The sequence below is a fragment of the Pseudobacteroides sp. genome, from assembly GCF_036567765.1.
GTDB lineage: Bacteria > Bacillota > Clostridia > Acetivibrionales > DSM-2933 > Pseudobacteroides.
Genome location: NZ_DATCTU010000074.1, coordinates 38,419 through 58,370, shown reverse-complemented (window position 1 = coordinate 58,370; position 19,952 = coordinate 38,419). Strand labels below are relative to the sequence as shown.

Below are 19,952 nucleotides of genomic sequence, written 5' to 3'. Positions count from 1 at the left end.
ATGCTTACTCATTTATCATTATTTTCAGGAATAGGCGGCATCGACTTAGCAGCTGAGTGGGCAGGGTTTGAAACTGTGGGCCAGTGCGAATGGGCGGATTATCCAACCAAAGTATTAGAAAAACACTGGCCAAACGTATCAAGATGGAGGGATATACGTGAGCTTACAATGGAAAGTTTCTTTGCTAGAACTAACAGAACAACGGTTGACCTTATCAGTGGTGGTTTCCCGTGCCAACCTCATAGCGTTATCGGAAAAAGGCTCGCAGAAAAAGACGAAAGGCACTTGTGGCCAGAAATGCTCAGAGTTATCAGAGAGCTCAACCCCACTTGGGTTATTGGCGAAAATGTTAATGGAATCTTATCCACGATACATGATTCAGTTTGCTCCGACTTGGAAAACTGTGGTTTCGAAGTCAGGACATTTAACATACCGGCTATTGCTGTCGGAGCACATCATTACAGATACAGGGTATTTATTGTATGTGTCGCCAAGGGCAAGTCAAGATCACAAGCTTATAAGGAAGGAAACGCCAACAGAGGCGAAGGGCAAACACGGCCGGACATTGGTTGCAGCTATAGGCAAACAGCACCCGGAATTGATTGGGAAACATATAAACCCGGAGTTCTCGGAATGGCTTATGGGCTTTCCTCCAAGTTGGACAGATACAAACACAATGAACGCCATAAATGTTTAGGTAATGCAGTAGTACCGCAGCAAGTTTACCCAATACTTAGGGCAATAGCAGATATATTGAGAGGTGACTTATGGATTACAAAACATTCTTAGAGAAGAAACGATTTATATTACAGTCTTCAGGCTTTGAAATAGATAAGAACACACTTAACCCAATGTTGTATGACTTCCAGCGTGATATAGTTCGTTGGGCATTGGCTAAAGGTAAGGCGGCTATATTTGCTGATTGTGGATTAGGTAAAACACCAATGCAAACAGAATGGGGCTATCAGGTACATAAACACACAGGTGGTAATGTTCTCCTTCTTGCACCGCTTGCAGTGGCAGAACAGACAAAGAGAGAAGGAGAAAAATTCAACATACCACTTAACATATGTGAAAGCCAAGCAGACGTCAAACCCGGTGTAAACATTACAAATTATGAAAAACTTCATAACTTCGTGGCCAGTGAATTTGTAGGAATAATCCTGGATGAAAGCTCGATACTAAAGCACTTTGACAGCAAAATGAGAAATCTGATAATTGATAACTTCAATCAAACACCTTATAGGCTTGCTTGTACTGCGACACCTGCACCAAATGACTACATGGAATTAGGCAATCACGCTGAATTCCTTGGAGTAATGACAAGAGCTGAAATGCTGGCCATGTACTTTGTGCATGATGGTGGCGGCACCTCAAAATGGAGATTAAAGCGACATGCAGAGGACGTATTCTGGCAGTGGATGGCCTCCTGGTCCGTGTTTATCAATAACCCTGATTGTTTAGGATACTCGGGAGAATGCTACAACCTTCCGCCACTCAACATTATAGAACATATAGTTGATGGCGAGGAGCCTATACAGGAAAGCTTATCGCTGATGGAACGTAGGCAAGCAAGGAAAGACAGCTTAGAACTACGAGTTGCAAAAGCTGCGGAGATAGCAAACAGCCTAGACGGTCAAGTGCTTGTATGGTGTGATCTCAACGCAGAAAGTGAAGCACTAACCAAAGCCGTAGACGGTGCAGTTGAAGTTTGCGGAAGTGATAAACCGAAGCATAAATCTGATTCGATGCTCGGATTCTCCAAAGGTGAAGTTAAAGCCCTGGTGACAAAACCATCAATAGCTGGCTGGGGTATGAATTGGCAGAACTGCAGCAATATGATATTTGTCGGGCTGTCAGACAGCTATGAACAGTATTATCAAGCTGTTAGGCGTTGTTGGAGGTTTGGCCAGAATAAACCGGTTAATGTGCATATTGTCATAAGTGCAAAAGAGGGGTGTGTAAAAAAAAACATTGAGAGAAAACAGAGCGATGCCCTAAAAATGCAATTGGCCATGATTGAATACACCAAGGAGATAACCAAAAAGGAATTACAAACAACTAAACGGATAGATACACCATACAACCCAAAAATTAAAATGGTGCTTCCGGAATGGGAGGAGATGAGACAAATTGCAAGTTATTAGTCAAGGTGTGACAAGTAGATACAGCATGTACAACGGGGATTGTGTTGAGGTCCTTAAAGGTGTTCCGGATAACAGCATACACTATTCAATATTTAGTCCTCCATTTGCTTCATTATATACCTACTCAAACAGTGACAGAGATATGGGAAATTGCAAAAGCCATGATGAATTCTTTGATAACTTTATATTCCTAGTCAGGGAGTTGTACAGAGTTATAATGCCGGGGCGGTTGTTAAGCTTTCACTGTATGAACCTTCCAACCAGTAAAGAGCGAGACGGGGTTATTGGAATAACAGACTTTAGAGGAAAGCTCATAGAAACTTTTGTAAAAGAGGGTTGGATATATCACTCAGAGGTTTGTATCTGGAAAGATCCAGTTGTCGCAATGCAACGAACAAAAGCACTTGGGTTACTACATAAACAGCTTAAGAAAGACAGCACAATGAGCCGCCAGGGTATTCCTGATTTTGTTGTTACAATGCGAAAGCCCGGGGAAAATCCCGAAAGAGTAACACACACAGACGAATCATTCCCGGTTAGCATGTGGCAGCGATACGCATCACCTATTTGGACAGATATTAAACAAGGCGATACACTGCAGAGGAAATCGGCCAGAGAGGAAAAAGACGAACGCCATATATGTCCTCTGCAGCTAGAAGTAATAAAAAGATGCATTGAGTTATGGACCAATCCAAATGATATTGTGCTCAGTCCATTTGCTGGTATCGGATCAGAAATATATATGGCTATCAGGATGGGCCGCAGAGGATTAGGCATAGAGTTAAAAGGCAGCTATTACCAACAGGCTATAGGAAATTGCTTTAATGCATTATTAGAACCAACAATAAAAGACTTGGAAGATGCAGAACTTCCGGAGCTGCAGGAGGTGAATGGCACATGATGAAAATAGCCTACATAGCGGGGCCGTACAGAGCTAAAACCAAACTTGGAATTGTGCTCAACATTATAAGGGCAAGAAAAGTAGCAAAGAAATACTGGAAAAAAGGCTACGCAGTCATTTGTCCTCATAGTAATTCAGCTTTATTTGATGGCGTAGTTCCTGACGAAACTTTCCTTGATGGCGATATAGAAATACTTAATCGGTGCGATGTAATAGTGGCTATAGAAGGTTGGCAGAGATCAGAAGGTACAAAGAACGAATTAAGGTTTGCTAGGACCAACAACATTCCAATAATTTACGATGGGGAATGATACCATGCTTAATTATGACAGACAAATAAAAATTTCATCGGCAGGATCACGAAAAGCAACCTTATGGCCAGCACAATCACTGTATTGGTCGGAGTTGGTGGAACGGCTTAAAACACCTACACGCGGAGTTGAGTCTTTGCTTGAATATCTTAGGTTACCTAAGTCACGTCAAGACGAATTAAAGGACGTAGGCGGTTTCGTGGGCGGTACTCTTAAGGATAACAGGCGTAAGGTCACTAATGTATTAGGCCGTGACATTGTTACCCTGGACCTTGACAACATACAGTCAGGTGAGACTAATACGATATTACTCCGCTTAGAGTCTTTAGGTTGCGGCTATGCGGTGTACAGCACCAGGAAACACGAACCGATTAAGCCAAGGCTTCGCATACTTGTACCATTAGACCGTACAGCGACAGCAGATGAATATAAGCCATTAGCCAGAAAGCTTGCATCATGGATTGGTATAGAAATGTGTGACCCTTCCACTTTTGAGACCCATAGGCTTATGTACTGGCCGTCATGCTGTAGTGATAGCCAGTATGTATATCAGGTAGGTGATAAGCCTTTTCTATCAGTTGATGGTGTTCTGGCTCAATACGCTGACTGGCGTAATGTATCAGAGTGGCCGCAAGTGCCAGGCGTGCAGGCTGAACATGTAAAGCTGGCACAGAGGCAGGGCGATCCGTTAACCAAAGCGGGCGTTGTTGGTGCTTTCTGCAGAGTGTACGACGTATACAGTGCAATAGAGACTTTTTTACCTGGTATATACACTACATGTGATAACCTGGAAGACAGATTGACATTTACAGGTGGCTCGACTGTAGGTGGGGCGATTATATATGAAAACGGTAATTTCCTGTATTCCCACCATGCGACAGATCCGGCGGGCAGTAAATTGTGTAATGCTTTCGACCTTGTAAGGCTGCATAAGTTCGGCCATATGGATGACGATGTTAAGCCCGACACACCTGTAAATAAAATGCCGAGCTATACGGCTATGTGTGAATTCGCTGTATCTGATAGCCAGGTGTCAACACTGTTAAATCAGGAACGGTATGAGAAAGCAACAGCAGAATTTTCCGGGTTAGTTGTTGAAAATGCTAACTGGATAGCACGATTACAGGTAAGTCCTACGACCGGAGCAGTGGCCAAAACTACAGATAATGTGTTGATCATATTGGAAAACGATCCTCTAATTAAAAACAAATTGGCTTTCGATGAATTCTCAAACAGGGCTTTGGTGTTTGGATCACTACCTTGGGATCCCAGGCATGAACACAGGGTTTGGAGCGATAACGACGATAGAGGTATTAGATGGTATGTTGAAAAGACATACGGAATAACAAGCAGTACTAAGATCGATGATGCTTTGGGGCTGTGTGTACATAAGAACTCGTTTAATGCTGTTAACACATATCTCACTAGGCTGGAATGGGACAGAGTGAAAAGGCTCGATACCCTATTAAGTGATTATCTGGGGGCCAAAGACTCCATTTACACAAGAGCGGTTTCAAGAAAATCACTAGTTGCAGCAGTGGCCAGGGCAATGGCCCCTGGATGTAAATATGATACCATGCCAATATTCTCAGGCCCTCAGGGAATCGGGAAAAGTACCTTTTTAAGGCTGTTAGGAAAGAACTGGTTTAGTGATTCACTGCAGACATTTGAGGGCAAAGAAGCAAGCGAAATGATTCAAGGCACATGGATAAATGAAATAGGAGAATTGAACGGGTTAAGTAGATCCGAGACTAATGCAGTTAAGCAATTTATGTCCAGAGTAGAGGATATATACCGTGAGCCTTTCGGTAAACGTACCAACCCATATCCGCGTAGGTGCGTGTTCTTTGGTACTACCAACGACAGTGAATTCTTAAAAGATAGTACCGGTAATAGGAGATTTTGGCCTGTGGATGTAGGCGAATATAAAGCTATTAAGAATGTATGGAGTGATCTTCCGGAAGAAGTGGACCAAATATGGGCAGAGGCTTTTTGTTATTGGCAGATGGGTGAAACATTATATCTTAAAGGTGAAGCAGAAACAGAGGCAAAAATACAGCAGGAAATACACCAAGTTAGTAACGCCAAGGAGGGGATTGTGCAGGAGTTTGTTGATAGGCCTGTGCCCCCGGATTGGGATAAAAGAGGTTTGGCCGAGAGGCGATTATATTGGTCGGGCGAGTTTGGCCGCGTTCAGTGCGAAACCGTGGCACGGGATAGGATATGTGCGTTAGAAATATGGTGTGAATGCCTCGGAGGAGATATAAAGCACATGAAGCGTTCAGATGCTATTGAGATTAATGCAATCCTATCTAAATTAAAAGGGTGGATTAAATACAATAATGTTTATAGATTTGGGTGCTATGGAATGCAAAAAGGATTTGTTAAGCTGTAAACTTTGTAAACTTTGTTTTGGCACTTTTTAAAAATTAGGCAATTTAGGCATAAAAGTCTGTAAACTTTCTATTGAAAATCTGTAAACTTTCTACCCAATTTGTAAACTTTCTAATTTTTAGGTTTGTAAACTTTGTAAACTTTAAAAAGGAGAAAGTTTACAAGAAAGTTTACAGGGCACACCCTTGGTATCACTGTATTATATATACTTTGTAAACTTTGTAAACTTTAATTCTATATAAAATATAAAAATAGGTAAATAGGTAATATAGCATACGCCTAATACGCCTATACGCGTATATATAAGGGAAATTAAGTTTAAAAGTTTACAAGCTAAAAAAATCGAATTTCAGAGGTGAAAATATATGAGTGGTAATTTTAAATTCACTGATAAGGAGAACGACATAGAAGGACACTTGAGAAATAAAGTAAAGCTGTTAGGCGGTAAAGCATATAAGTGGGCGTCTCCTGGAAATAGAGGGGTACCAGACAGGATTGTTATAATACCAGGTGCAAGAGGCGGCCGAGTGTATTTTATTGAGCTTAAAGCACCAGGAAAAGAGCCCAGGCCGCAGCAGCTAAACAAGCAAAAAGAGCTAAAAAAACTAGGTGTTTATGTAGACACTTTGGACACAAAGGAGAAAATAAACAGATTTATTGAAAGGGTTGTCAACTATGAAATTTAATCCACATGCCTATCAGCTTTATTGCATAAACAGACTTTTAAATGATAAATCGATTGGACTATTTCTTGATATGGGATTGGGAAAAACGGTAATTACACTAACAGCAATCAATGACCTAAAATATAATCGATTCGCAATATCAAAAGTCTTGGTAATAGCACCAAAGAAAGTGGCGGAGGCAACATGGAGCAAAGAAGCAGCTAAGTGGGGGCATTTGAAAATGCTAAGAGTCATTTCTGTACTTGGCACCCAGACAAAACGCGTAAGAGCTTTAAACACACCAGCAGATATTTATGTGATTAACCGCGATAATGTGCAATGGCTAGTTGATTATTACCGCAATGCATGGCCGTTTGACATGGTGGTAGTCGATGAGTTTTCCAGCTTTAAGAATCATCAGGCCAAAAGGTTTAAATCACTTACATGGGTTAGAAAGCATATGACGCGTTTTGTGGGGCTAACAGGAACACCAGCACCAAATGGATTGATTGACTTATGGGCACAGGTGTATTTGCTGGATGAGGGTGAAAGGCTTGGTAAGTTTGTTTCCCATTTCAGGACCAGGTATTTTGATTATAACCCATACAATATGACTTATACGCTAAAACCTGGGGCGGACGAAATTATTAAGGGTTCAATTGGCGATATATGCGTTAGCATGTCGGCGGAGGACTATTTAGAGCTACCTGATTGCATAACCGTTGATGTTCCGGTTGTACTTGACAGCAAAGCCCAAGCAGCTTACACGAAATTGGAGAAAGAAATGCTTCTTGAAATTGATGAGTCAACCATTGATGCGGGCAGTGCCGCAGTATTGACCAATAAGCTTTTACAGCTTTGCAATGGTGCTGTGTATGATGAAAACAGGCAAATAGTAGAAATACATAATTGCAAGATTGAGGCTTTCATGGAACTTGTGGAAGGTTTAAACGGGAAATCAGCTTTAGTGTTTTATAACTTTCAGCATGACTTAGCCAGAATCAAAAAGGCATTGGCCAAAACAGGCCTAAGAGTAAGAGAGTTAAAAGGACCTAAAGACGAGGACGATTGGAACGACAGGAAAATTGATATCCTGTTAGCACATCCAGCGTCGTGTGCATATGGCCTCAACCTCCAAAAAGGCGGCAATCATATTATATGGTTTGGCCTTAACTGGTCCTTGGAACTATACCAACAGGCTAACAAGAGACTACACAGACAAGGCCAGGCGGAAAAGGTTATAATACATCATTTGATTGTTGAGGATGGGGTGGACAGCGATGTTATACAAGCACTACAGGATAAAAGCACAACGCAAAATAGGCTGTTAGAAGCATTAAAGGCAAGGATTGAGAAGGTTAAAGGAGTGTGACAACTAAATGGAACGCAATGAGTATATAGTGGTATACAAGGGAATGTATGGACATAATCCACCAGCTAAGTTGCTGGAAAAGTATTATCCAACAAGGCTAGAACCATGTTATATGTTATTGTTTGAAATATGTAAGCCTTGTGAATTATGTCCGAAATCGTGTCCAAAGAATGGAGGATAATTGTAGATGAGTGAATTTGAGAGAATATTAAAGACAGAGTATTCCGAGAATTTTGATAACCTCAGAAAAAATAGAATGGTTATGAGTTATTACAAGTACGGGCTTGTTAAAGAGAATTACGGTAATAAGCTTGTAAACAGCATAAAAACACTTGAGGAAAGACTAGAGCTATACAAGCAGACAGGCAACACGGAATATCTCTTAGACGTTGCAAATCAAGCAATGATTGAATTTATGTATCCGCAGCACCCAAAACCTTATTTTGAGGCCACGGATTCAGATAAAAGCCCAGGATTAGCAGGAATGAGTATAAATGAGTTAAAGGCATTTGACGATGATTGGAGTTGATTCTATGACCCAAAAAGATTTAAGCAAAATAGCAGCTATTCAGTCAGAAATCAGAGTTATAAAAAATCAAATAGGCTATGCTGATATACCTTATGCGGCAGATAGTGTAAAAGGATCGTCAAATGTTTTCCCGTATGTTGAAAGATCCTTCATGGTTAAAGGTTATGATTACGAGGCATATTATGCAAAGCTTAATCGGCTACAGAGTAAGTTAAAGCGAAAACTTGACGAGCTAATGGATGAACGTGACAAAGTCCTTGAATACACTAATACCTTAGATGATAGCCTATTGAGGCAAATAATAATTCTCAAATACATAAACGGAATGACATGGGAGCAGATAGGCGGAGAGGTTGGATATTCTGCAAGGACAGTAAGGAGAAAGCATTCAAAGTTTTTTAGTAAAAATTAAAAAAAGTTGGCCACCCATGGCCACTTTGAATGTGATATATTAGTATTGTCAGAAGTATAAACTTTAATGAATAATACCTTTTAAACACACAAGCAGAAAACCGCTTTAGAACAGAGACTAAGGTGGTTTTCAATTTACACATGAAAGGGTGATCCGATGCTATTAGGGATAAGCTGGAATGATTTAATAATCAAAATTGTCACGGTCATTATTAATGGGGCAACCGGACAAAGAGCAAAGCCAGTACATAATTCCCAAGTGTTTGATTACACCGTGGGATATACTTAGATGGGTTAAGTGGACACATTACATTTATATAGTGCGATTATTTAGTAAAATAACTAATTACCCTGGTAATATAGATTAAAAACAGCCTGACTTAGTGTTTAGGCTGTTTTTTCGTCGAAGAATTACTTATCGGAAGAGTACGGTAAACAAGTCCCAGGTGGAAACAAAGACACAAGTTCCTGGTGGAAACCAATGTGCCGGTTCGAATCCGGCTTCTTCGATTCATGTTTTACAAGGAGTTGATTTAATGCAGTGCATAGAGCGAGTTAATTGTTATGATTGCAAGAGCAATAAGCAGTGCGAATCATTTGCAAAATACTTGGAAAGGGAAAAAGGTTATGGCGAACAGAGCGAAAAGGCCGTGCAATTACCCTGGCTGCCGGGAGCTGGTGTCAAGCGGATATTGTACGAAGCATACAAAACAATCCAGCGAATACAGACGAGGAACGGCACATCAAAGAGGTTATAACTACAAATGGTCACAGTATAGCAAAAGGTTTTTGAAGCAGCCTGGTAATCATCTGTGTGTGTTAAAGATAAGTCCGCAATGTGCTTATGTATCTGAGTGTGTGGATCACCGTATGCCGCCTAAAGGTCCAGATGATCCGTTATTTTGGGATAAAGACAATCATCAGCCGGCTTGTATTCCGTGTAACAGTATGAAAGGAAATAGGATCGTGAAAGGAGGGTGAGGAATGACAATTGATTTAATTGCGGCTTTTATATTTATTGCGGTTATGGTCGCAGCTTGGTGGTTACTGGACAGAAAAGAAGCACTTAACAACATTAAGGTGCTGCAGATCAAAGAAGGCGACACGATTGTAGTAAGGACCAGGAACGTATGTAGCAAGAAAGTACAGGACGAAATACAGAAGGCACTTGACAAACATCTTGAGACGCTTGGGCTTCATGCCGTCAAGACAGTGGTTATTGATAAGGATATTGATATTGATATGGTGTTGAGGAAAGGAGAATGAGGAATGGGTGCAATACCTAAAGAAATAACAATCAAGCTTAATTTAGATACAGCAGAGTTTGAGAAAAAACTAAAAGAGATGAGAGAAAAAGTTGAAGAGTTGCAATCGCACACTAACAACAAAACCATTTCATCAGCAAAGGCTATAGAAATAATTAAAAACAATTGGCCCGAGAAAAGATATTCTATGCTTATAGGGGCATTAGAAAAGGCTATTGAAGTCTTGGAGAAAGAATCAATAATAGAAATGGTAAACAGTCTAACAATTGGAAACGTGCCTGAGATGAAGGGGTAGGGGGAGACAAATCCTTGCTGGAACGCACGTCCAAGACCGTAGCCTAGTGACACAAAAATTTTTTTCCCAAAATGAGTAATTTTAGGAGGTGGCCTATATGGCGGGCAGAAGATCAAAGCCGATTGAGCTTGTAAAAGGCCATCGGACTAAAGCAGAAAAGAAAATCAGGGCCGAAGCAGAAAAAGAATTATTAACCGGTGCCTCTTTAAAAGAATGGCCAGAAGTTAAGAAAAATCCTGCGGCTCATAAAGAATTTTTAAGAATAAAAAAAGTGTTGAGTGCGATAAAAAAAGATGACGCTTTACATGAAGCGGTAATTAATCGTTACTGTTTACTATACGGCGAGTGCCAATTTTTCGAGGCATTGAAAGAATCAACAAATTCTGAGTTAAAAGAACTTTGGGAGCAATACCAAAAAAACTCTTTTGATTATGTCACATATTTATCTGAGAAAGACAAAATTTACAATAGGCTTTTAGTAGCTGATAAAAAAATTATGGAAAAAAGAAAAATGATGTTTGATATAGAGAAAGAAAACATCATGACAATACAGTCTGCTTTGCGTAGCATCCCAAAGAAAGAACAGTCAAAAGGCGACAGTCCAATGGCTGCATTTTTAAAGCAAAGGGCTGGTCTGAATGGCTCATAATAAAAACAGAGCACTTGAGGTTATACAATTTATTCAGCTATTAAAACTGGTTGACGATTTTTACGGTCAGCCTTTAGTTTTGCAAAATTGGCAGCACAATATATTATGGGATGTTTATGGTACAGTTAACGAGCATGGCTTCAGGCAATTTAGATATGCATACCTTGAAATACCTAAAAAGAACGGTAAAACAACTTTAATAGCGGGTTTGTGTGTCACACATTTGGCCTTAGACCCGCCAGGCGGTCAAATATATTGCTGTGCAGCTGACAGGGATCAAGCGTCACTAACTTATAACGCTGCAAAGCAGATGATTGAGCAAGACGACGACCTACAGGAAATATTTAAGATTGTAGACAGTAAGAAAATGATTATCAACAAACTTACCGGAACATTCTTAAAAGTTCTTTCAGCTGAAGCATTTACAAAGCATGGTATCAACCCCACCGTCGTAATATTCGATGAATTGCACGCCCAACCAAACAGGAATTTGTGGGACGTAATGACTTTCGGATCCGGTGCGGCGAGAAAAGAACCTCTTTATTGGGTAATTACAACAGCTGGTGACGATCCTGACCGTCATTCAATTGGCTGGGAGGTACATGAGTACGCCAGAAAATTAAGGGACGAAGAAATTGTTGACCCTTATTGGTATGTAAAAATATTTGGAGCCCCAGATGATGCGGATATATTTGACGAAAAACTTTGGTATGAAGTCAATCCGTCGCTTGGCGTAACCATTAACATAGAATCTGTAAGGCAAGAGGCAATAGGAGCAAGAAACGACCCAGAAAAAGAAAAATTATTTCGTTGGTTGAGACTTAACCAGTGGGTATCTTTAAAAGCTGTCGGATGGTTGCCTATTACTTTATGGGATAAAACAGTTGGTAAATGGAATAAGGCCGATTTAGTAGGCAAAAAGTGCTATATGGGCTTAGATTTGGCGAGTACTGGTGACTTAGCAGGGAAAGCGTTAATATTTCCACCTCAAGAAGGTTTAGAAGATTGGCGAGTACTTTTTGAGGGCTGGATACCTGAGGAAAAGATGAAAGACAGGATTAAAAGAACTGGGACGCCTTTTGATAAATGGGTTAAAAATAACTATATTTTTGCCACTCCTGGTAATGCAATTGACTATGATTTTATACAATCAAGAATTGTTTCGGATAGCAAACAATATGACTTAAAAATGGTATGTGCCGACCCTTGGAACGCCCAAATGCTAACGCAGCAGCTACAAAAGCACGATATTGAGGTTATTAATATAGGGCAAGATTTTAAAAACCTGTCGCCACCAATGAAAGAAATAGCAAGGCTTTTACAAACAGGGCAAATGACACATGAAGAGCACCCAACAGGACGTTGGTGCTTTGGAAATGTAAGTATAGCCGTAGATGGTAACGAGAATATCAAGCCAATGAAAAACAGGTCAAAAGATAAAATTGACTTGATTGTTGCTTTAATAACTGGAATGGCTATGGCTATGAGGATTGAGAAAGTATCTTCTTACGAAAAATACGGTAAGATATTTTGCACATAATTTACACGGAAAGGAGGTAAAAAGCTTGAAAATACCAATAATAGGCCGTTTTTTTGAGAAAAAATATAAAAATCAAGACCTTTCCGATGTAGAAAAGCGTTTTTTAGCACTTTTACGAGGAAACGCAAAAAGCAAATCCGGTGTTGATGTTGACAGAGAAACCGCTTGTAAAGTATCAGCGGTTTTTGCTTGTGTAAATTACAAAGCATCTACGATATCGAGTTTGCCATGTGTTTTATATAAGCGATTACAAAAGGGCAAAGAAAAAGCCGATAATATGGATTTATACCACTTGCTGCACTACTTACCAAACCCAGAAACAACCGCCGCAGAGTTTTGGGAAATGTATGTGTGGAATTTAGAGTTAACCGGATATGGATTTGCCTATATTAAAAGAGATATAAACGGATTTATAAAAGAACTTTGGAACGTTCCCACAAGTTCAGTAAAAATATACCGCAACAAAACCACCAACGAAAGATATTACACCATAACTGAAAAAGGCCAAGAATCATCACCGATTTATTCTGAGAATATGATGGTAACAGTGGGTAAAAGGTTTCAAAACAAAGATTCTGCACTTGATCCAGTAGATATAGCCCGGGACGCTATGGGATTAGGAATAGCCCTTGAAGAATATGCAAGCAAGTATTTTGCTAATGGTGCAACGGTAAGTGGTATCGTTGAAATGGCTGGCGAATTATCTCCACAAATGTTTGACCAGTTTAAAAAGGATTTTCGAGATAATTTTCAAAGACTTCACAATGCTTTTAATGTTATGTTTTTGGATGGCGGCAGCAAGTTCAATAAGATTAGCAACAACCCCGAAGAGTCACAGGCAATTGAGGCCAGAAAGTTTCAAATTATTGAAATTTGCCGCTTTTTTAGTGTGCCGCCTCATAAAGTTATGGACCTTGAACGTGCAACATTTAGTAACATAGAGCAGCAAAACACCGACGCTGTGCAAACATGCTTAAATCCTTTATGTGTGAAACTTGAATTAAGCATATATAAGGATTTGTTAAACCCAAAGGAACGCAAAAAGTTTTATGCTAAATTCCTCACAAATGCCTTATTAAGAGGCGATACTACAGCGAGGAAAGATTATTACAACACAGGTATACAAAACGGCTATTTAAGCCCTAACGACGTCAGAGAGCTGGAGGACATGAACCCATATGAGGGCGGCGATATTTACATGGTAAACGGAAACATGATACCAGTTACCAAGATTGAAGAGAATTATACACAGAAAGGAGGCGAAGGAACACAATGAAATTCTGGGAATTTAAAGCAAAGTCAGCTAGCGTAGGGGAATTAATGCTATATGGTGAGATTGCAAGTTCTACATGGTGGGGCGATGAAGTAACACCAAAGCAATTTAAGTCGGACCTTGATGGATTGGGAGATATTTCACAACTTGATATCTATATCAATTCCGGTGGCGGCGATGTTTTTGCAGGGCAAGCAATACACTCCATGCTGAAACGTCATAAGGCTAACAAAACAGTCTATGTTGATGGTTTGGCAGCCTCAATTGCTTCAGTTATTGCAATGGCTGGCGACAAAATTATAATGCCACAAAATGCAATGATGATGATACATAAAGCTTGGACTTTTGGAGTCGGAAACGCTGCAGATTTCCGCAAATTAGCTGACGATATGGATAAAATTGATGAAAGCATTGTTGCAGCTTATATGGGTAAGACCGCGACCGAAAAAGAAAAGATTGTTGAAATGATGGATGCCGAAACTTGGATGACAGCAGAGGAAGCTGTTAACTTAGGGTTTGCGGATGAAATTGAAGAAAGCAAGCAATTAGCTGCCTCATTAGATGGCAGTTTTTTAATGCTCAATAATCAAAAGTTTGATATGTCAAAATATAAAAATCCACCTAAGATTGCAGTATTAAAAAATAATGTGGAAGAAAAGCCAAAACCCAAAGAACCAAGCGAAAATGTTCAATACCTTTGGAGCTTAAGAAAAAAACTTAATAACACCCTATAAAAACAGTACTTCCTAAGGAGGTGCTTTTTTAATATCAAAAATCAACTAAAACGGAGGGAAAAGAAATGACTTTAGCTGAAAGAATAATACAGGCAAAGCAGGAAAGAGCCAATATAAATACTCAGATTCGTGAGATTGTGAATCAGTATGAAGGCAAAGAAGATACAATGGATCAAATTAAGAAAGATGAGCTTAAAAAGCTTGAAGACGCATTTGATTCAAAGAATGACATCATTGTTGCATTAGAAAAACAATTGCAGAGAGACAGAATAACAGGCGAAGGTGGAGAGCAGTTAGACGATCCAAGAAATAAAGGACAAAAAGACGTTAAAGCAGAACAAACAAAGTTATTTATGAATTATCTTAAGAGCGGTTCGGCTTCTGATTTTGCAGCTTACAACGCTTTACAACAGGACAATCCAACACAAGCTGGATATTTAGTTGCACCTCAAAAATTTGTCATGGAACTTATACAGGAAATTGACAATCTTTTGTTTATGAGACAAAAAGCAAAAGTTTTGCCGGCTTTACAAGGTGCACAATCTTTGGGATATCCAAAGAAAACTGCAAGAATGAACTCAGCAGCGTGGGGAACTGAACTTGGTACACCGACAGCCGATACAACGCTTGCATTTGGCAAAAAAGAATTTAAACCAAATCCAGCTACAGCAGAAATATTAATTTCTAAAACCCTTATAAGAAATGCACCTGAGGTTGATGGAATTGTAAGAGCTGAAATGGCTTACGATTTTGCTGAATTAATGGAAAATGCTTATATGACAGGTGACGGAAACGGAAGGCCGCTTGGCTTGTTTTTTGCATCTGCTGATGGTATAAGCACAAACAGAGATGTATCAACTGACAACACTCAGACAGCTATAACCTTTGATGGTTTAAAAAATGCTAAGTACAGCATTAAACAGCAATATCAAAACGGTCTTGAGTGGGTATTCCACAGAGACGCAATAAAAATGCTAAGCAAAATAAAAGACAGCGAAGGTCAATATGTATGGCAGGAATCTGTTGTTGTGGGAGAACCTGATCGGTTGTTAAATTTCCCTGTAAACATGAGTGAATATGCACCAAACACATTTACCGCAGCAAAGTATGTTGGGATTTTAGGAAACTTGAAAAATTACTGGATAGTAGATTCGCTTTCAATGGAAATTCAAGTATTAATGGAACTGTATGCAAGAACTAATCAGGTTGACTATGTTGGCAGGCTTGAAACTGATGGAATGCCGGTTATGGAAGAGGCTTTCGCAAGAGTTAAATTAGCACCCTAATAACTAAACAACTAAATAACACCAACAAATTACAAGGAGGATAACTCAAATGATAGAATCTTTAGTTAAAAACTGCAGCTTTGAGGCTGCTATGAATAATACAGCAGCAGGAACAGGCGACACACTGAACGGCGACATAATCGACCTTGGAACAGGTGGAAATTTTGATTCGGTTTTATTTGTTGCAAAACTTGGTGATTGTGCAGACACAGCAGTTGGAACGTTAAAAGCGTATTGTGGTGATGCTTCCGACGTTGCTGACGGTGCATATAAGGCAGTAACCGCAGCATTTACAGCAACCGCAACCAACAGTGACAATAAATTGGTTATTTTAGACGTTGTTAAGCCCGGCAAAAGGTATGTAAGACCTGATTTTGTGAGAGCTACTGCAAATATTGCAGTAGAATCAATTATTGCTATTAAATACAACTCTAAATCATATCCAGTTACTCAGGGCACTGACGTGAGAATAACCGGAATATCGGTTAACTAAGGGAGGCGTTTATTTTGACTAAGCACAAAAAGGAAGTTGAGGAAGTTGAAGAAGTTAAGCAGGAAACGCCTGTAATCGAAGCCCCTAAAATGGTTAAGGTTACATATAAGACTTTAGAAGCTGGACCAGAGGGCTCTATTTACCCGGGGCAAACTATAGAAGTAACAGAAGAAAAAGCCGCCGAATTGGTCGATGGTGGTTATGTTGAAATAATTTAAGGGCGGCTTTTAGCCGCTTTTGAATTGGAGGTGAATTTAATTGTCTTACTTAATATCATCAAAACAAGTTGATATTGACAGATCAGTTACATGGGCCAATAATGCAGTGGTGAATACCTCAGTTACAATTAACTTTACAAAGCCAGCACAACCTGTAGACAAATACCAAATAACCTTTGATAATCAGTCTCTTGAAACATCAGTTACATGCAATGTTTATGCTCTTAAAACCATAAATGGAGTTCAAAAGCCATCGCATATAGGCGTTCTTTCATATGCAGCTAATGCAGTTCAATCAAAAACTATTGAAAATATATTTGTAAATGCTGATTTAAGGCTCGTATTTTCGAATGGCAGTGCAATTGTCACCGGTTTTACTGGTTATGTAAAAATTGAAGAGGTGATGTAGATGGATTTTGTTTATCCTCAAACACACCCTATTGAGCTACCTCCGGGGTGTGTTTTTTATGTTGATCCTGATTTGGACCAGGGATGCACGCAATTTAAGGATTATGCGGAAGTATATGGCGTATCTAAACCTAGAGATAACTTAGTTCAAAATTATATGATGGACGCTGACTCAAATGCAGATGGAGTTGCAGATGGTTGGGTAAAGTTTGCAGGAGCAGGTATAACTACTAATTTTACAGTTGAGCAATCTTCACAAAAAATTGAAATAACAGCATCGACTGCTGGAGGGGATGCGTATGTAAGTTCAGCAGATATCCCCTGTGTTGCAAATGAAGCTATTTCATTAAGTATAACTTATAAAAATATAGGCACAACTACCCCGCGTTTATATGTTCTTTGGTATACCAGTGGCAGTGCTTATATTAGCACATCAACTATAGCGACGCTTAATACATCAGCAGATTGGGTTGTTGGAATAAATGAAAATATAATAGCACCAGCCACAGCCGCCAAATTCCAAGTTAAAGTGGGCCTTAGAGTTAGCTCAATAGGTCAGACAGGTGCTGGGTGGTTTAAAACATGCGTTGCTGTTAAAGGCACTACATCCGGCCAGTCTACTGATATAAGGCCTAGACTTAATATAATCGATAAAGAAGTTGCAGCACCTTACGGGACGTGCAGATATTTAAATGGTTCAACAGACCATATTAGCAGCAATAATCACAGTAACATTGATATTATAAGTGCTTCTCCCCAAAAACCCTTATCTGTTTATGGGGCATTTAATCCAGATATTACAGCCAATACAGGATATATAATAGCAAAGAATGATACACAAGCAACTGACATGCAATATGGATTTTATTACTCTGGCATCGCTAATTCACTTGTATTATATCTTAATGGGACTCAAAAAGGCACAGGTACACCAACCAATTCGATAATTAAAGGAAATTGGCATTTTGCTGGATTTACATGGGATGGGGCAACTGTAAAAATGTATATCAATGGTAAATTAGCTATGACACAATTACATTCCGGTGTGTTACCATCTCGTCCAAATTTCCGCATTGGATGTAGAGGTAATAATTCATTGTATTTTAAAGGCTTAATAGGGCCTCAATTAATAGCTCAAACAGACTTCCAGAATATACATAACTGGGCAGTAAAAACAGGACTATATCAACGATTCGGCATAGCGGTATAACCGCAGAAAGAAGGTAATTATGATAAGCTATACAGTAAATTGCTATATGTTTTTTTTAAAAGAACATGAAGATAAAGCAAACGAACTCTACAACATATTATCTCCTAATTACGCCTTAAATCTTGACAACTTGGGTAGAGGCAGAAACGATATAAACACTGTTTACGTAGGTGAAACAGAATATATCTTTATAAACTTCTGGTCAACATTTGCAGACAAAGACTTAAGAGATGAATTGCTTGGCATAATAAAAGGTTACAAACAATATTGCTGGTCAAGTGATTTTGCAGAGTATCAAAGGATACAGGCTTTTGATACATATTCTAAAACATTTGGAAGTCCTCTTGATATTGCATATAGCGACGAATGGGGCATGATGTGCTAAGGAGTTGAGGCATAAATGGGTTACAAACTAATTACCCCAATAGCAACCGAACCTATAACTTTAACAGAGGTCAAGCGGCATTTGAGGCTTGACCTTGATGATACCAGCGAGGATGATCAACTCAATAAGTGGATAATATCTGCAAGGGAATACGGAGAGACATACACTCGAAGGGCATTTGGTACTCAAACACGGGAATTGACTTTAAACAACTTTCCGTGTGCCAGTTACATTGAAATACCAAAACCACCTTTACAGGCAATAACCTCTATAACCTACAAGGACAGCAACGGAACCGTTAAAACAATGCCGGATACTGACTACATAGTTGATATTGACAATGAACCAGGAAAGGTAGTTTTAGGCTATAGTAAATCATGGCCTGTATTTACACCTTATCCTATTAATGCGGTCCGTATTCGCTTTGTGTGCGGCTATAATGGCGATATACCAAGCTGCTTTAAGGATGCAATGTTATTCCATGTTGGGCTATTCTACAAGTACCGTGATGAGGCTATTCCAAAGGACCACATAGACACGGTAAACCGGATTTATTACCCGAACCGAATACCTCAACTATAGGAGGTTGATACAAATTGAAATATATTATGCTAGAAGAGATTTTAACCCCAACCGGGACATTGGCGATTGATGAAATTGTCAGTCCCGGTATTTTTATAACCGCAGCCACTTTGAAAGAATGGGAGCGGCAAGGTAAATGTAAAGAGGTGTTGGAGGATGCCAATATCAGCAGGAGAACTGAACAAACGAATAGCGATACAGCAGAATCAGCCAGTCGAACAACTAAACGGCAGCGAGCTAGAAAACTGGACGACGCTGCGAACAGTGTGGAGTGACATACTGAGCCAGGGTGCCAGGGAATTTTACCAGGCCCAAAAGAAATATAGTGAGGTCACGAAGGTATTTAAAATCAGGTATTTTGCAGGTCTTACAACTAAGCACCGAATACAGTACAGCGGCAGAATATTTGACATATTGGGCGTGGACAACGTAGACGAGGCAAGCGAACAGTATTTAATATCAGCAAAGGAAGTGATATAGGATGAAGTTTCACGAGGCATTTACGCAGTATTTGAAGGGCTATAGCGATCTAAATAGTTTGATTAGTGGTAGGGTTTATCCTGACTTTGTACCGCAAGGAAAGCCACTTCCGGCCATAGTCTACCATCTTATATCTTCCGAAGTTGACTACACCCTTGGAGGCGAAGAAAACCTTCAGACAGTCAACTATCAATTTGATTGTCATGGGAACACAGACGCTGAGGCTTTTGCAGTGTATAAACAGCTGCGAGAAGCCTTTAAGAACTATCAAGGCAACATGGACACATACCACGTTCAAATGATCGAAATTGAAGTCATTTTGGGCAAAGACTATAGCGATCCGATCCGGGATCACAACTACAAAATCGAGTTTAAATTCTATTACACGGAATAGGAGTTGATAT

General features: G+C 39.7%; 26 protein-coding genes. All 26 read left to right on the top strand.

The features are described from left to right. The 26 genes from VIO64_RS10810 to gp17 all read left to right on the top strand — a co-directional run bounded on the left by VIO64_RS10810 (position 1) and on the right by gp17 (position 19,942). The gene (locus VIO64_RS10810; RefSeq protein WP_331918005.1) at positions 1 to 789 is read left to right on the top strand and encodes a DNA cytosine methyltransferase; all 789 of its coding nucleotides are present in this window, start codon (positions 1 to 3) and stop codon (positions 787 to 789) included. A gap of 62 nt (positions 790 to 851) precedes the next feature. After that, positions 852 to 2,147: a DEAD/DEAH box helicase gene (locus VIO64_RS10805; protein WP_331918003.1), complete on the top strand. Its 1,296-nt coding sequence runs from the start codon at positions 852 to 854 to the stop codon at positions 2,145 to 2,147. Continuing rightward, positions 2,134 to 3,048, top strand: a complete 915-nt coding sequence (locus tag VIO64_RS10800; protein WP_331918001.1) for a DNA-methyltransferase — start codon at positions 2,134 to 2,136, stop codon at positions 3,046 to 3,048. The genes VIO64_RS10805 and VIO64_RS10800 overlap by 14 nt, the downstream gene beginning before the upstream one ends. Then, entirely contained in the window at positions 3,045 to 3,359 is a 315-nt protein-coding gene (locus VIO64_RS10795; protein ID WP_331917999.1) for a DUF4406 domain-containing protein, read from the top strand. The genes VIO64_RS10800 and VIO64_RS10795 overlap by 4 nt, the downstream gene beginning before the upstream one ends. Positions 3,360 to 3,363: 4 nt before the next feature. Continuing rightward, the gene (locus VIO64_RS10790) at positions 3,364 to 5,754 is read left to right on the top strand and encodes a virulence-associated E family protein (RefSeq protein WP_331917997.1); all 2,391 of its coding nucleotides are present in this window, start codon (positions 3,364 to 3,366) and stop codon (positions 5,752 to 5,754) included. A gap of 364 nt (positions 5,755 to 6,118) precedes the next feature. Beyond that, complete coding sequence (locus tag VIO64_RS10785) at positions 6,119 to 6,439, top strand: VRR-NUC domain-containing protein (protein WP_331917995.1); 321 nt, start codon at positions 6,119 to 6,121, stop codon at positions 6,437 to 6,439. Then, positions 6,429 to 7,790, top strand: a complete 1,362-nt coding sequence (locus VIO64_RS10780; RefSeq protein WP_331917993.1) for a DEAD/DEAH box helicase — start codon at positions 6,429 to 6,431, stop codon at positions 7,788 to 7,790. The genes VIO64_RS10785 and VIO64_RS10780 overlap by 11 nt, the downstream gene beginning before the upstream one ends. Positions 7,791 to 7,977: 187 nt before the next feature. Continuing rightward, complete coding sequence (locus VIO64_RS10775) at positions 7,978 to 8,319, top strand: hypothetical protein (protein ID WP_331917991.1); 342 nt, start codon at positions 7,978 to 7,980, stop codon at positions 8,317 to 8,319. A 4-nt stretch (positions 8,320 to 8,323) separates the two neighbouring features. After that, positions 8,324 to 8,731 (top strand): RNA polymerase subunit sigma-24, encoded by a 408-nt coding sequence (locus VIO64_RS10770; protein ID WP_331917989.1) that lies wholly within the window; start codon positions 8,324 to 8,326, stop codon positions 8,729 to 8,731. Positions 8,732 to 9,357: 626 nt separating this feature from the next. After that, a complete protein-coding gene (locus tag VIO64_RS10765; protein WP_331917987.1) occupies positions 9,358 to 9,711 on the top strand; it encodes an HNH endonuclease in 354 nt (117 codons plus the stop codon). 3 nt (positions 9,712 to 9,714) lie between these two features. Then, positions 9,715 to 9,996, top strand: coding sequence for a hypothetical protein (locus tag VIO64_RS10760; protein ID WP_331917985.1), 282 nt, complete (start codon positions 9,715 to 9,717; stop codon positions 9,994 to 9,996). Positions 9,997 to 9,999: 3 nt separating this feature from the next. Continuing rightward, on the top strand, positions 10,000 to 10,290 hold the full coding sequence (locus VIO64_RS10755; protein ID WP_331917983.1) for a hypothetical protein: 291 nt from the start codon (positions 10,000 to 10,002) through the stop codon (positions 10,288 to 10,290). A 97-nt stretch (positions 10,291 to 10,387) separates the two neighbouring features. Then, entirely contained in the window at positions 10,388 to 10,939 is a 552-nt protein-coding gene (locus tag VIO64_RS10750; protein WP_331917981.1) for a hypothetical protein, read from the top strand. Continuing rightward, positions 10,929 to 12,479 (top strand): terminase large subunit, encoded by a 1,551-nt coding sequence (locus VIO64_RS10745; protein WP_331917979.1) that lies wholly within the window; start codon positions 10,929 to 10,931, stop codon positions 12,477 to 12,479. The genes VIO64_RS10750 and VIO64_RS10745 overlap by 11 nt, the downstream gene beginning before the upstream one ends. 25 nt (positions 12,480 to 12,504) lie before the next feature. Continuing rightward, positions 12,505 to 13,755, top strand: coding sequence for a phage portal protein (locus VIO64_RS10740; RefSeq protein WP_331917977.1), 1,251 nt, complete (start codon positions 12,505 to 12,507; stop codon positions 13,753 to 13,755). After that, positions 13,752 to 14,486 carry a head maturation protease, ClpP-related gene (locus tag VIO64_RS10735; RefSeq protein ID WP_331917975.1) on the top strand — a complete coding sequence of 245 codons (735 nt, stop codon included), beginning with the start codon at positions 13,752 to 13,754 and terminating at the stop codon, positions 14,484 to 14,486. Before VIO64_RS10740 ends, VIO64_RS10735 begins: the two co-directional genes overlap by 4 nt. 65 nt (positions 14,487 to 14,551) lie before the next feature. Continuing rightward, a complete protein-coding gene (locus VIO64_RS10730) occupies positions 14,552 to 15,772 on the top strand; it encodes a phage major capsid protein (RefSeq protein WP_331917973.1) in 1,221 nt (406 codons plus the stop codon). A gap of 49 nt (positions 15,773 to 15,821) precedes the next feature. Then, positions 15,822 to 16,265, top strand: coding sequence for a hypothetical protein (locus tag VIO64_RS10725; protein ID WP_331917971.1), 444 nt, complete (start codon positions 15,822 to 15,824; stop codon positions 16,263 to 16,265). A gap of 14 nt (positions 16,266 to 16,279) precedes the next feature. Continuing rightward, positions 16,280 to 16,483, top strand: coding sequence for a hypothetical protein (locus VIO64_RS10720; RefSeq protein WP_331917969.1), 204 nt, complete (start codon positions 16,280 to 16,282; stop codon positions 16,481 to 16,483). Between the two features lie 40 nt (positions 16,484 to 16,523). Then, positions 16,524 to 16,892 (top strand): hypothetical protein, encoded by a 369-nt coding sequence (locus VIO64_RS10715; protein ID WP_331917967.1) that lies wholly within the window; start codon positions 16,524 to 16,526, stop codon positions 16,890 to 16,892. Further along, a complete protein-coding gene (locus tag VIO64_RS10710) occupies positions 16,893 to 18,101 on the top strand; it encodes a LamG-like jellyroll fold domain-containing protein (protein WP_331917965.1) in 1,209 nt (402 codons plus the stop codon). Between the two features lie 19 nt (positions 18,102 to 18,120). Then, entirely contained in the window at positions 18,121 to 18,486 is a 366-nt protein-coding gene (locus VIO64_RS10705; protein ID WP_331917963.1) for a hypothetical protein, read from the top strand. A 15-nt stretch (positions 18,487 to 18,501) separates the two neighbouring features. Next, entirely contained in the window at positions 18,502 to 19,068 is a 567-nt protein-coding gene (locus VIO64_RS10700; RefSeq protein ID WP_331917961.1) for a head-tail connector protein, read from the top strand. A 14-nt stretch (positions 19,069 to 19,082) separates the two neighbouring features. After that, positions 19,083 to 19,343 (top strand): hypothetical protein, encoded by a 261-nt coding sequence (locus VIO64_RS10695; protein ID WP_331918115.1) that lies wholly within the window; start codon positions 19,083 to 19,085, stop codon positions 19,341 to 19,343. Beyond that, a complete protein-coding gene (locus VIO64_RS10690) occupies positions 19,225 to 19,548 on the top strand; it encodes a phage head closure protein (RefSeq protein WP_331917959.1) in 324 nt (107 codons plus the stop codon). The genes VIO64_RS10695 and VIO64_RS10690 overlap by 119 nt, the downstream gene beginning before the upstream one ends. Before the next feature lies 1 nt (position 19,549). Further along, positions 19,550 to 19,942, top strand: coding sequence for a tail completion protein gp17 (gp17, locus tag VIO64_RS10685; protein ID WP_331917957.1), 393 nt, complete (start codon positions 19,550 to 19,552; stop codon positions 19,940 to 19,942). The last annotated feature ends 10 nt before the right edge of the window (positions 19,943 to 19,952 follow it).